This window comes from Pontibacter anaerobius (assembly GCF_026241195.1).
Lineage (GTDB): Bacteria > Bacteroidota > Bacteroidia > Cytophagales > Hymenobacteraceae > Pontibacter > Pontibacter anaerobius.
Window position 1 is genome coordinate 152,467 of sequence record NZ_JAPFQO010000009.1, and the last position, 12,560, is coordinate 165,026.

Annotated in this window: 16 protein-coding genes; 9 read left to right on the top strand and 7 right to left on the bottom strand. The window is 49.4% G+C overall.

The window, feature by feature from the left end:
- Window positions 1–2: 2 nt before the first annotated feature.
- The 4 genes from OO017_RS14265 (at window position 3) to OO017_RS14280 (ending at window position 2,913) form a co-directional block, all read left to right on the top strand.
- Window positions 3–818: a rhomboid family intramembrane serine protease gene (locus OO017_RS14265; protein ID WP_266053225.1), complete on the top strand. Its 816-nt coding sequence runs from the start codon at window positions 3–5 to the stop codon at window positions 816–818.
- Window positions 815–1,612, top strand: coding sequence for a TVP38/TMEM64 family protein (locus tag OO017_RS14270; RefSeq protein ID WP_266053227.1), 798 nt, complete (start codon window positions 815–817; stop codon window positions 1,610–1,612). The genes OO017_RS14265 and OO017_RS14270 overlap by 4 nt, the downstream gene beginning before the upstream one ends.
- 292 nt (window positions 1,613–1,904) lie before the next feature.
- Window positions 1,905–2,429, top strand: a complete 525-nt coding sequence (locus tag OO017_RS14275; RefSeq protein WP_266053229.1) for an RlpA-like double-psi beta-barrel domain-containing protein — start codon at window positions 1,905–1,907, stop codon at window positions 2,427–2,429.
- 106 nt (window positions 2,430–2,535) lie between these two features.
- Window positions 2,536–2,913, top strand: coding sequence for an HD domain-containing protein (locus tag OO017_RS14280; protein WP_266053230.1), 378 nt, complete (start codon window positions 2,536–2,538; stop codon window positions 2,911–2,913).
- A 920-nt stretch (window positions 2,914–3,833) separates the two neighbouring features.
- Here the strand turns inward: OO017_RS14280 and OO017_RS14285 are convergent.
- Window positions 3,834–4,025 (bottom strand): hypothetical protein, encoded by a 192-nt coding sequence (locus tag OO017_RS14285; protein ID WP_266053231.1) that lies wholly within the window; start codon window positions 4,023–4,025, stop codon window positions 3,834–3,836.
- 179 nt (window positions 4,026–4,204) lie between these two features.
- Here OO017_RS14285 and OO017_RS14290 point away from each other — a divergent pair, with 179 nt between their 5' ends.
- Window positions 4,205–5,158 carry a sterol desaturase family protein gene (locus OO017_RS14290; protein WP_266053232.1) on the top strand — a complete coding sequence of 318 codons (954 nt, stop codon included), beginning with the start codon at window positions 4,205–4,207 and terminating at the stop codon, window positions 5,156–5,158.
- 19 nt (window positions 5,159–5,177) lie between these two features.
- On the opposite strand, the gene OO017_RS14295 is transcribed toward OO017_RS14290, so the two are convergent.
- The 3 genes from OO017_RS14295 to OO017_RS14305 form a co-directional block, all read right to left on the bottom strand.
- Window positions 5,178–5,594: a hypothetical protein gene (locus OO017_RS14295; protein WP_266053233.1), complete on the bottom strand. Its 417-nt coding sequence runs from the start codon at window positions 5,592–5,594 to the stop codon at window positions 5,178–5,180.
- 247 nt (window positions 5,595–5,841) lie between these two features.
- Window positions 5,842–6,273 (bottom strand): DUF4890 domain-containing protein, encoded by a 432-nt coding sequence (locus tag OO017_RS14300; RefSeq protein ID WP_266053235.1) that lies wholly within the window; start codon window positions 6,271–6,273, stop codon window positions 5,842–5,844.
- A 99-nt stretch (window positions 6,274–6,372) separates the two neighbouring features.
- Window positions 6,373–7,422 (bottom strand): nucleoid-associated protein, encoded by a 1,050-nt coding sequence (locus OO017_RS14305; protein ID WP_266053236.1) that lies wholly within the window; start codon window positions 7,420–7,422, stop codon window positions 6,373–6,375.
- A 282-nt stretch (window positions 7,423–7,704) separates the two neighbouring features.
- On the opposite strand from OO017_RS14305, the gene OO017_RS14310 reads away from it, so the two are divergent.
- Window positions 7,705–8,430, top strand: a complete 726-nt coding sequence (locus tag OO017_RS14310; protein ID WP_266053237.1) for a porin family protein — start codon at window positions 7,705–7,707, stop codon at window positions 8,428–8,430.
- Window positions 8,431–8,628: 198 nt separating this feature from the next.
- Here OO017_RS14310 and OO017_RS14315 read toward each other — a convergent pair whose 3' ends face one another.
- Window positions 8,629–9,270 carry a hypothetical protein gene (locus OO017_RS14315; protein WP_266053238.1) on the bottom strand — a complete coding sequence of 214 codons (642 nt, stop codon included), beginning with the start codon at window positions 9,268–9,270 and terminating at the stop codon, window positions 8,629–8,631.
- A gap of 200 nt (window positions 9,271–9,470) precedes the next feature.
- On the opposite strand from OO017_RS14315, the gene OO017_RS14320 reads away from it, so the two are divergent.
- Window positions 9,471–10,469 carry an alpha/beta fold hydrolase gene (locus tag OO017_RS14320; RefSeq protein WP_266053239.1) on the top strand — a complete coding sequence of 333 codons (999 nt, stop codon included), beginning with the start codon at window positions 9,471–9,473 and terminating at the stop codon, window positions 10,467–10,469.
- A 5-nt stretch (window positions 10,470–10,474) separates the two neighbouring features.
- Here the strand turns inward: OO017_RS14320 and OO017_RS14325 are convergent, their stop codons facing one another.
- On the bottom strand, window positions 10,475–10,702 hold the full coding sequence (locus OO017_RS14325; protein ID WP_266053240.1) for a hypothetical protein: 228 nt from the start codon (window positions 10,700–10,702) through the stop codon (window positions 10,475–10,477).
- 129 nt (window positions 10,703–10,831) lie between these two features.
- Between OO017_RS14325 and OO017_RS14330 the strand changes: the two genes are divergently transcribed.
- Together OO017_RS14330 and OO017_RS14335 are read left to right on the top strand one after the other, a co-directional pair.
- Window positions 10,832–11,563, top strand: coding sequence for a DUF547 domain-containing protein (locus tag OO017_RS14330; RefSeq protein ID WP_266053241.1), 732 nt, complete (start codon window positions 10,832–10,834; stop codon window positions 11,561–11,563).
- A gap of 100 nt (window positions 11,564–11,663) precedes the next feature.
- Entirely contained in the window at window positions 11,664–12,032 is a 369-nt protein-coding gene (locus OO017_RS14335) for a hypothetical protein (RefSeq protein WP_266053242.1), read from the top strand.
- Between the two features lie 123 nt (window positions 12,033–12,155).
- Here OO017_RS14335 and OO017_RS14340 read toward each other — a convergent pair whose 3' ends face one another.
- Entirely contained in the window at window positions 12,156–12,536 is a 381-nt protein-coding gene (locus OO017_RS14340) for a hypothetical protein (protein WP_266053243.1), read from the bottom strand.
- Window positions 12,537–12,560: the final 24 nt, after the last annotated feature.

A 12,560-nucleotide genomic window follows, 5' to 3' on the forward strand; every position in this document is an offset into this window, starting at 1 on the left:
TTATGTCCTTTTTCACCTCCAGAGATAACGCCTATACCTTAGCCGAGGAAGGTCCCCATTTTGGCTACAGCTTCCTGCCCGGGCTGCTATTCGTGGCGCTGATCTGGCTGATCAGCCTGCTGAGCTACCTGACGGGGGCCAACCTGGCTTTCCTGGGGATTATGCCGCGCAGTTTCCTGGGGCTGATCGGTGTTTTTTTCGGTCCCCTGATCCACGGTGACCTGCTGCACCTCCTTTCAAACACGTTTCCGCTGGTGCTGCTTTCGGGTTTTATACTTTACATTCACCGCAAGGTGGCGCTGCGCGTAACGGTGCTGGTATACTTGTTGAGCGGCCTGCTTACCTGGCTTATCGGTCGGCAGTCTTACCACATTGGGGCTAGCGGCGTGGTCTACGGCCTGGCAGGCTTCCTGCTGTTTAACGGCTTCCTGCGGCAGAACCGCGGGGCTATGGCTGTGTCGCTGGCGGTGCTGTTTCTGTACAGCGGGCTTTTTTACGGCCTGTTTCCGGGAGAGGAGCGGGTGTCGTGGGAGGGGCATGTGGCCGGCCTGTTAAGCGGGCTGGTGGCAGCCATCGTTTACGGCGACGGCAATCCGCAGCAATCCACCACCAAACCTCTGGAGCCGGATGTGGTGCAGCGGCACATGAGCACCACTGCTGGGCCGCACTACCGGCATATGCACATCAGCTATACTGTTACACCGCACCAGCCCCATAACAGCTATACTTATACTTTTGATGCCGGTAATATATCCCCTAAAATATTAACCAAGACTACTGCTACCTCGTCTAAAGAAAAGACTAAGCCTGACGTATGAGCGAGAAGCAGAAAGATATAAAGCAACACCACAGCCGGGTGAAGGAAGGGCAGAAGCATCTGGACCCTAAACTGTTAAACCCAGACCGACATAAGGAAAGTCCGCAACAGGAAGAAGTGCAGCAAAGCAAATGGCCGCTCATCATTACAGCCATACTTATCGCAGCCTTGGTGGGGGCATACTTTGTGTTTCCGGGTTTTCAGCAGGAGATGGATAAAAGCTGGGAAGTGCTTACGAGCGGTGACCAACAACGCATTTCGGACTGGGTAAGCCAGTTTGGCTTCTGGGGGCCATTCTTTATAGTGGCAGCCATGGTCGCCCAAATGTTTTTGCTGGTGATAAACGTGGTGGCGCTGATGCTGGTGGCTATCTTGGCATACGGGTCTTTCTGGGGGGCAATCATAGCTATTTGCGCAGTGGTGGTGGCTTCTACTATTGGCTACTGGATTGGCCGCGGCTTAGGTGAGGCGGGAGTGAGCAAACTGATTGGCCAGAAATCGCAGCAGAAGGTGGCAGGCTTTATGGACCAGTATGGCGTGTGGGCCATCATTATAGCACGTATTTCACCGTTTCTCTCCAACGATGCCGTGAGCCTGGTGGCGGGCCTGGCCAGGATGGGATACTTTAAGTTTATGGGCGCCACACTGGCGGGCATAGTGCCGCTCACGGTGCTGCTTGCCTGGCTTGGTGAGAACAACGAGCGCCTCAAGTCCGGGCTTATCTGGGTCTCTGCCGTCAGTTTGGCGGTATTCATAGGCTACGTTATCTACCAAAAGTATCTCCGGAAAAAATAATTACCTCTTGTTGGAGGGTTCTTGCGGCCTCTCCAAGGTATAGCGCTTGCTTTCCTTATTTTATACTTCTACTTCCTGGTATTCAGTCGCTTTTACTACCAATGTGCTAAAATAATGGGAAGAAAATATTTTGATTATATTTTAGTTTTAATTGTAAAATTTTAATGACATGAAATTAGCCGTAAAACAGCCTTACTTTACTTTTCATGCAACATTGTAAAACCCTTCCAAAAATCTGCCGTTTAAGCGGGTTATTGTTTAGAAAATCGATGTTTCACGAAAAGGACTGCTCATGTTTAGGGTTAAAGTACTCGCAGCCGTGTTCTATGTTGTTATAGCGCTGGCTGAAGAATTATCCTTCTTTAAGGCTGACTCCCCCGCTACGAAAGTCGAAAACCAGCTTCAGCAACCGCCACTTGAGTGGCCCCCACTGGAAACAGAGGAACTTGCCGCCGAAGCTACCTCAACTCCCGAACCGCCCACAACGCTTACTGTTACCGCTTCAATTTACCATCCCGAGCCAGGCCAAACCGACGCCTCCCCATACATCACCGCCGATGGCTCCCGCATCAACAAAAAAGACCCCAAAAAACACCGTTGGATTGCCGTATCGCGCGACCTGCACAGCAGGTGGGGCGGACAGATGGAGTTTGGTGACTCGCTCTGGGTAACAGGCATTTCAGAGGAGTTGGACGGCCTTTACATTGTGCGCGACATCATGAACCGCCGTATGCGTAAGAAAATTGATATTCTGGTAGGCCGGCAGGACCCGATTATGGGCCGTTGGGATAATGTACAGATTGCCAGGCTGGATTAGTTTAAATAAGAAAGTATGGTTTTCCTATCGGCTATAGAGCAGTGGCTTTTGTGTCATGCGGGATTATCGTTATTTTAGATCTTCAGATAACAAGAAGTAAAAGACGATGCTAACACACAAGGAAGCCAGAGCCATACTGGAAAACATGACTAAAAGCGACAGCCTGTTGCGCCACGCCCGCACCGTAGAACTGGTAATGCGCGCTTATGCCGCAAAGCTAGGGGAGAACGAAGAGTATTGGGGCATTACGGGCCTGCTGCACGATGCTGACTACGAGGCATACCCCGACCAACACCCGAACGTTATTGTAAGCCAATTGCGTGAACGTGGGGAGGAGGAAATTGCCCATGCCATTTCAGCACATTACACGAAATGGGGTGTGCCTTATAATACGCTGCTGGACAAGGCGCTGCTGGCCTGCGATGAGATAACAGGTTTTGTAGTAGCCTGTGCCCAGCTGCAGCCTATAGAGGCACAGGCATAACAAAAGTATAAAAAGAAGAGCGGCAGCTGCTGGTATAGTAGCTGCCGCTCTTCTTTTGCAGACGGCTCCAATGCCCCCTGGTCTCTCTTTGTGGAAGGAGGGGAGTTTTTATCAGGCGATTACATCCCCCTGCCCCCTTCGAAGGGGGACTTGGTTCACTCTCTTTTTTTGTCATCCTGAAAGGATCTTGGTAGCAGATAGCATAGGCTTAACCTCCCATCAACCAAGTTTCTTTACAGAATGACAGTAAATTTTTAGCACGTTTTCTTAGAATTTAACGGCCTTACCTTAGAAGAGGGACTTGGTTCTACCTCCGTCAGCGGTGGCTATCGAAAACTGATCCCAGTCTTTCCGTGGGGGTAGGGGCCCTCGACAAAGAGTGCCTTTAGAGTTTTTCCGGTGACGAGCGGCAGCGAGGCATTGCGACGCAGGAGCAAAGGAAAAGGTCCCAGCGCGATGTGGGAAGACGAGCCCTCCCGGGCTTGAGGGAGCCAAGGCGGGAGGTGCAACGGTAGGTGTGTAAGACTGAGGATCAGCAGCAGCTAGTAAGGATAGCTTACATCCAGTTGCAGGAAGCAGTGGCTATGGAAGTATAAAGTATGCGGATTGGGAAATCCGCGGCAGAAAGGTTCCGGACAGGGATGTCCGGAACAGCGAAATTGACAGGTATAAGAGGATAGCCCAAGTACAAAATATGGCTACAGTTGCGTTACAAACTCAACCCATTATAGGACACAAGTCTGAAGACTTGCGCCAGAGGGGACTTGCGTCAGAAAAAGGGGAATATGAAGTAGAAGCTTACAAGTATAAACAAGCGGATTAGGAAATCGGCGGCTAATGGGGAGAGGGACCCTCTTTATAATTCCAGACAAGGATAACCGAAACAACCGGAAGTGTAGCCGGAAAACTATCAGCAGCAGCTACAAAGTATAATCCTGCAGTATCTCAAACCCTTCTTTATCATCTCGGGCCTCTACCACCTCATTAATTACAAACTGAATTTCCTGCTCTGTCCAGTTTTCTTTTTCGGCGGCTTTTACAAAAATATCGAGGGCTGCAAAGCGGGAGCCTTGCTCAGGTATGCTAGCTTTAACTTTCTTCCGAATTCTCATGGTTTAGTAATTTTTCCAAATTTACGAAGACTGCTGTAAATCATACCTGAGTTTATACTTCTTCTGCCCTCTGGTTGATTTTTCTGGCCACTTGCAAGCCAACTTTATACTTGCCAGCACCTGTTGCGGCTTAACCCTTTAAAGCTTTGGACGTTCTTATAGGCTACAAACTTTACTGTATGGAGAAAGAGTTATACTCATTTGAGGAGCTTCAGAGGCTGGATGACCTGACTATTATGCACTATGCCATTCCGGTGATTGTGCTGTCTGTGGTGGGGGAGTGGCTGTATGGTGTCTATAAAAATCGGAATACATACCACAAAACTGAGTTTCTGTCGGCGCTGGCTATTGGGGCTGTAAACACGGTGCTGGGGGCATTACTGAAAGTATGGTTGTTTGGCGTTGCCCTGGTGGTCTACAACGCAGTGCCATGGGCTATTCCAAGAGGGTGGTGGGCTTTTGTGATCTGCTTTGTGGCCATTGATTTCTGCCGCTACTGGGCGCACCGGGTGGCGCACGAGCAGCGGTTTTGGTGGGCAACCCACGTCACGCACCACTCCTCGGAGCGCATGAATTTCTCGGTGTCGTTTCGCACCGGCTGGACACAGCACATCAAGTTTATCTTTTTTATACCGGTGCCATTTCTGGGGATCGACCCGTTCACGTTCTTTATCTGCCACCAGGTGGCGGTGCTTTACCAGTTTTTTGTGCACACAGAGTTGGTGCGCAAGCTACCCAGGCCGATAGAGTATATTTTTGTTACCCCATCGCACCACCGGGTGCACCATGGCTCCAACCCGGGCTACATTGATAAAAACTACGGATCCACCTTTATCATCTGGGACAGGATGTTTGGAACCTTTGAGCCGGAGCGGGAGCAGGTAAAGTATGGCCTAACGAAACCAGTTACCTCATTTAATCCGATCTATCTGGTATTTCATGAATGGATGGACATTTGGGAGGACATGAAGCATGCGAAAACATGGAAGGAGAAGTTTCTTATTCTTTACAAACCACCGGGAACAGTGGTAACAGAGCACCAGTGGAAGAACGGGGAGCATAAACAGGTTGAGCAGAAGGCAGAAAGGGAGCCTGAGGTAAGCCTATCATCAGATGCGGCTGGCTTGTTATAAACAAATTGTGTATCCTTACCTAATCTGCGGAAAGCAGCCAGTGCAGTGCGCTTTCCTCTTCTAAAAAAGATTCGAACTGAAAGTCATTCCCGCACTCCTTCTTTAGCTGTATAGAGTTAAGCTCCATCATGGAGCTTGGTTGCTCTATGCGAGCCCATTTTAAGAGCGGAGAGGACTTTATACAAGGAATAATGGTTCCACTAAGCCAGTTGGTAACCTCCACTTTCATGTAGTGCATGGCACGCACATTCGACAACAGGTACTTTACCTGGTAAGTATCCACAATGACCAGCATTTCCAAAAATCTCTCGCGTAGATCCTGTTGCTCCATATGTTGCTTGCAGTTTACAAACAGCACTGAAATCGATAGGTCTACCTTTATCGTGCAAAGCTCATCCTCTCTCAAAACAAGTATCTTCTCCTCCGCTGCCTCCATAGTACTCAAAGCCTTTACTCTAAAAATTGTACAACCATGCTTTAGGGTGTAAGTGTTTGGTTGTTAGGTTCTTGTTTTTCGTGTTGGCGCCTTGATTTGTTACCTAAAGTGTGGATTGGATTTTAAAAGTGCAAGATTGAGTGTCGAACGGACATTTTTACCGGGTAAAGGGTATTTGGGGGGAGGGCGGAAAGTGATGTAGAAGGGCCCAAACAAAAAAGCATGGCTCATAGGCCATGCTTTTTTCTTAGTAACTGTCTTGGTAGGCTGCGTTTTGCTGCCTTGCCGCCGGGTTGCTTTGCATCTGGCTCGGCACTCCCATTTTCTCTTCGCGGCGCTGCTGGTACTGCTGGAACTGATGCGGTGTCAGCACATCCTTCAACTGCGAGAGGCGCGTCTGGCTGATCATATCCATCTGGTTTACCAGCTTCTTGGGGTTGTTTTTATACTTTAGCTTGGCCTCCTCTGCGTTTTTAAGGCTGGTGAGGTTAATGGTATATACTTTCTGGGTCTGCTGCGGCGAAAGGCGCAGGTTTTTGGTAAAGCCTGCGGTAATGGCCTCGGCGCGCTGCTCCAGGCTTGGTTGGGCCTGCGCTGCTTTGGCTTGTGGCTGTTGGACTTGCGCAAAAGCAGCCGGGGCGGCAAATGCAAAAGCTATGGCAAATACGATCTTCTTCATGTGGTCGTGTCGTTATTTTTTTCTCCTGTAGTGCAGGCAATTATCGTTCCGGTTCAGACAGGATTTAATTAAACAGCCATCCGGCGGCTATAGTTTCGGTTAGCTCTCGTTATAAAAATATACTTTGTAGAAGTGCATACCGCGCTCCTGGTCAAAGCCCCGCTCCACGTACTGCTCGCTCTGCTCCGGGTTGTAGCCGCTGAACTTGATCTCTATCTGCGTATCCAGCTTTATAAAGTTACGGAACTTGCGCTTCATGTTGCGCACCGTGTTCTTGTTGATGGCAAAATCATTGAAGCCCTCAATGTCGCGCTCCTCGGCAAAGGTCTGGCTATAGTGCATAAAGCGCTCCTTTGTCTCCGGCTCGTCAATTACGCTGCTGGTAAACTCCTCCAGGTCAAAGGTCTCGCTCTTCGAGAAGTAATCCACGGAGCGGCTGATAAAATCCACCTGCGCCTTCTTGCTCTCGGTGCGGGCGTATACTTCCTCCGAGAAATCCTTACACAGGTTCAGAACGGTTTTGGTGTTATAGTTAGTGTCCTGCAGCTCCGTCACGTTCAGGAAATCCTCTTTCCAGAACACCGCATCGTTACCGTTTACATCCACCAGCTTTACCCGGAAGCCATCCTCAGCCTGTGTGTTAAAGATCATACAGCCCTTGTCCACGCCCTTTAGGTTCACGCCGAAGTGGTAGTTCACGTTCAAATCATCTTCCTCATCCTGGAAAGTCAGGAACGTATCCTTGTTCTCGGACTTGAAGATGCCGATGGCCTCCACCACCTCATCCTCCATCACGCAGCCCTCAAAATGCACCACGTACAGCTCGCCGCTCTTCACCTTCGGGTGGTCCGACTGCTCGTAAAGGTGGTTGAGGATGTGCACCGAGTACTGCTGGAAATTATGCGGCTCGGCAAATATCAGCGCCGAGTAGGCAAACATCTCGTTCAGGGCCACATCCGAAGTATGGGTAAAGCGAAAAAACTCCTCCTGCTTAAACGGCGACAGAAAATAGTTCACCAGCAGGTCGTACAGCTGCTCATCGCGCAGGTCCACCAGTTCCTTGCTGGCAACCACCCCCTCGTCCTTCGATTTGTTTCCTACCCTGTGCACGGCCAGTCTTTTCAGGCGCACCTGCGTTCTGTCTTTCATCTCTGCTTTTGGCTTCTGGTTGAGCAGGCAAAGCTACGCAATTACCTGCTTTTTGCCGCTTCAAAATCTGCTTTTACCAGCCCGGGCTTTTCCGTTTTTATACTTGTTAAAGTATGAAGTATAAAAATATTAAAATTTTATTTTATTGACTGTTAATGTGTTGTGTGTTTTGTGGTGCAGCATGTGCTAAAAAAGTTCCCTTTCTGGCACGGTTCTTTCATTCAACCGGATTGAGCAGGCCAGCTTAACGGAAAAGAATGAGAAAACTTAATTACTACTACCATGAAAAGGATTTTTCTACTTATAGCTGTAGCTATAGGCCTGGCCGCCGCGAGCGCTGAGGCCCAGCAGCAGCCTGTTCGATACAACAAACAATCTACTTATAAAAACAGCAACCCGAGCCAGTTGCGCTTTGGCATTAAAGCGGGCGTAAACCTGGCCGATTGGGAAGGCGAGACCATGCAGAGTGTGCAGGATCTGGTGGAAATGTCGGGGGGATACGCCAGCCGCGAAATGCGCACCGGTTTTCATGTGGGCACGTACCTGAGCATACCGGTGGCGCCGGGCTTTGAGATAGAGCCTGGGCTGCAGTACTCCCAGAAAGGTATGGTGCTGCGGGGCAAGATCCCGATTGAAGAGGTTGATTTCCTGAATGCCAACGTGACGCTCACCAACAAGGCTGAGTACCTGGACCTGCCGGTGCTGGCCAAAGTATACGTAGGCGAGGGCTTCCATATTTTTGCTGGTCCGCAGGTATCGTACCTGCTCTCCAATAAAGTATCTGCTGAGGCGGGCGCCCTGGGCTACAAGGCCCTGAATCAGGAATGGGACATGAAAAACGGTTTTAGAGAAGTGGATGTGGCCGTGACAGGCGGTTTAGGGTATAAGTTCGCCAGCGGTTTTAACATCAGTGCCGGCTACGACTACGGCCTTAACTCCATCGACAGCAATAACAACTTCGATACCTTTAACCGCGTGATAAAGGCATCCGTTGGATTTACTTTTTAATGATAAAGATTAAAGTTTAGTGTTTGGTAATTTACTCAAGGCCCACCGCAGCTGCGGTGGGTTTTTTTATAGTTTAAGGTAAGCCAAATAACAGCATCAGGTATAAACCACAGGTATAACAGCATCCAAGCATATAAAAAGAGCCCGTCGCTATACTTCGCAACGGGCTCTTTTTGAGTGATTGATCTAAATCTATACTTACGATTTCTTGTAAGGGAATTTCTTAGAAGAGTTTTTCATCAAGGCATTTGAAAGCGACTGGCGGCTGCTGAAAACGCTGCCGGAGGCCTCGTAATCATACTTCCACATCAGGTCACCTGCCTGTGCTTCGTGCACCGTAATGGAAGTATTCACAGAATTGGTGGGGCCCCAGGCGCCTACCAGCAGGCCAACAGCCACCGCAGCTCCGTCAGACATCGGCTTGGACATAACGGCATTGCCGGAAACAATAGCATCCACACCCAGTATCTGACAGATCTTCTCCTTAGATGTTGTGCGGAGGTCCTCATACGTCAGGCCGGCCTCGTTCAGCAGCGCATTGGTCTTATTCACATCCTGAAAGTTAACCGTATACTTGTCTTTGCTCATCTGGCGCAGGAAGTATCCGTATACGTCACCCTGCATGCCGTAACCGTAGTCGCGTTGCTGGTCGAGCATCATCTCAGCCGTAACACCCTTCGGCAGTCTTCTGGACTCGATGGTCACATCAAACGGGAGGATGGCCAGTACTTTGTGGTTTTGCTTTACCTCGTTAAAAGAGGCAGCCTGGTAAATCTGTGGTCCGCAACCCTGGAAGGCAAGGCTAAGGCAAAGGAACGCTAAGAGGTAAAGTTTTCTCATGGCTAGAAGTTTGTTTAATAATAAAATTATAAGTTGAAGTATAATATTGAGCTTTAAATATAGATAAATAAACATATTGATAAGTAACACAAGGCAATAATAATTTAGTTATACCCAAGGTAACGGTAGGTACAGAAGAGCAACTCCGGAACAATTAGCCGCTGAAGCAGTTAAGTATAGCTGTACCAAACACTTTCGTTATGAAAAAACCAAACCTGCTGCTATGGATCATGCTGGCCTTCAGTTGGGCCGTACAGGCGCAAGAAGTACCCAACAGGCTAAATGCAACGCTGGATGACTATAAATATCCCTATGAAGTGAAATATGTGGAGGCGGAGGTAGAAGGACAGAAGTATAAAATGGCCTACATGGACGTGGCGCCGGCAAAGCAGGTGCAGAGCCCGCAGGCGGTGCTGCTATTGCACGGCAAAAACTTTATGGGGGCTTACTGGCGGCAAACCATCAGGTTCCTGTCAGAGAACGGCTTTCGGGTAATTGTGCCGGATCAGATAGGATTTGGCAAATCAGAAAAGCCGGAGATAAACTACACTTTCCATCAGCTGGCCCAGAACACGCAACGGCTTTTGCAGCAGCTTGGCGTAAAGCAGGTGGCGGTGGTGGGGCACTCTATGGGTGGGATGCTGGCCACACGGTTCGCGCTGATGTACCCTGACATGACTACGAAGCTAGTGCTTGAGAATCCGATCGGGCTGGAGGATTACCGGCTGTTTGTGCCCTACAAGAACCTGCAGGAGCTGTACCAGTCGGAGCTTAAGCAAACGGCCGAGGGCATCCGAAATTATCACCAGACCTACTACACCTCCTGGAAACCCGCCTACGATGAGTGGGTGCAAGTGCCGGCCGCCCAGGTCAACCACCCCGATTTTCCGAAAGTGGCCAAGATATCGGCCTTAACCTATAGTATGATTTACCAACAACCGGTAGTGTATGAGTTCGGTGCGCTAAAAGTGCCTATGCTGGTTGTGATAGGGCAGGAGGACCGCACCATTGTGGGCAAGGGCTTTATAGATGACAAGCAAAAACTGGAGGAGCACGGGCAGTATCCGCAGTTAGGAAAACAAACAGCCAAAGCCATACCCGATGCTAAACTAGTTGAGCTGGAAAAAGTAGGCCACATACCGCACCTGGAGGCTACGCAGCGGTTCCATGTTGCACTGCTGCAATTTTTGAAGCAGTAAGCCTGTTAATGATGGTGGTGGTGGTCGTGGTCATCCGGTTTGCTGTTGTAGTTGGCAATGGTGCCGAGGGTAAAGAACACGAGCCAGCAGATGTACAGCGCGTTAAAATTCTCCACGGTTTTCCCCAGTAGCAGCAGAATCAGGTTGGCTACAATGGTCATTACCAGCCCGGTAGTGGCCACAAACTGGTAGGAGTTCATCTCCCGTGGGTCATATATTTTAGATAGCTTCATGCGCTGCATACTTTGGTTTCTTTCTTGCTAACGCTTTAGAAGCAAGAGAGGTGCCATGTAGATTATTTTTGGCAAAGATAAGAGAACAAGGCTATACTTGCCGCAGTTTAAACCCGACAATCGCGCAACATGAAAAAGCTTGGTTTATACTTTGGGATGCTGATGTTGCTGATTTGCAGTTATACTTCCGCTTCAGCCCAGAATCCTGGTTTTTATACTTCGGTAACGCAGCTGCTGCAGCACCATGTGCAACAGGGGCTGGTAAACTATAAAAGTCTCCGGCAGGAGCAGGCTGAGCTAGAGGAACTGGTGAGGCAGGTGGCGGCTTATGATGTAAGCACGGCCTCTGTTGCCGAGAAAAAGGCCTTTTACCTGAACGCTTATAACCTGCTGGTACTGCACCAGGTGCTGGCTAATTACCCGCTACACTCTGTAACGGAGGTAGAGGGCTTTTTTGACCGGCAGAAGTATAAAGTGGCGGGACAAAGTATAACACTTAACCAACTGGAGAAGCAGAAGCTGCTGGCACCTTATCAGGATGCCCGAATCCATTTTGCCCTGGTCTGTGCGGCTAAATCCTGCCCGCCGCTGCTCAACGAGGCCTATACCCCGGAGCGGGTGGAGCAGCAGTTGGAGGAGCAGGCAAAGCGCACACTGCAAAGCCAAGCCTTCATCCGGGTACAGCCAAAAAATAAACGCGTACTGGTGTCGGAGATATTTAAATGGTATAAGGATGATTTCCTGAAAGCGGCCCCTTCCATACGTGCCTACATAAACCGGTATCGCAACCTGCCTTTACCTGCTTCTTATAAATTAGGCTACTATACTTATGACTGGCGGCTAAACCAGCTGCAGGAGTAAGCATGGCTTCAGTTGGTAAATTATGTTAAGTATAAGAAGGGCGGATCAAACAAGAGTACTTGCGGAGCGTATACCCTGGTATAACTAACAAACTGAAACCATGAGCAAAGAAGAAGATAAAAAGAAAGCTCCATCAGAGGAGAATAATTTAAATAACGAATACAACAAGCGTATGACGATGGGGAACAAACCAGACCCATCGGCCAAGCGAAACATTGGCCCTGAAGGCTATACCGAACGTGCAGGCCAGAAAGACAAGTTGAAAAACCTGCACATCGAGGGAAACGAATCAACCGGCTATGGCGCCAATGACCCCACCAACATGGAGTCGTTCGCTCCGGGCCCCGGGTTTGCATCGGAAGGCAGCGATACCGGTATGGATGATGATGTGGCCGGGATCAGAAGAGGGGACCAGCCCTTGGGTAAAGATGAAAAGAGACCGGACGACGCGGACTATAGCCGCAGGTAAACAAAGTATAAATACATAAAACAGAAGAGGGAGCCAAAGCTGGCTCCCTCTTCTGTTTTATGACTGTTCCGTTCGAAGAAGGCCGGCAGGTGTGACGGCCTTCTTCATCTTGGGTGTCCGGGGTTATTCTTCGCTGCCAACGGCTACGAAACGAACCTTAGGCGTTGGCTGGCTCTTAAAGTTGGCATAGGCCTGCAACTGGTTTGGGTTCAGGAAAGCGGTAACCTGTTGGTCATACGCCTGTGCTGCTTCTTCCAGTTTCTGTTCCAGAAGGTGTGCATCGTTGCTGTAGTTGCTCAGTATGTTCTGTGTGGTAAGCATGCGTTCGCGGTTCAGCTCTTTCAGCTTTATATAACCAAGCTCGTTCAGGCGAAGCTCCTGGGCCATTTCGCGGGTAATCTGGGTGCAGCGCTCCTCTGCCTCGCGGCTAAGCTTAAATGGAGACTGTGCAAAGGATGCTGTACTTATTAGGAAAGCGGCAATAACTAGTAAAACGTTTTTCATAGGGTTTGTAAGCTAAATTATAAG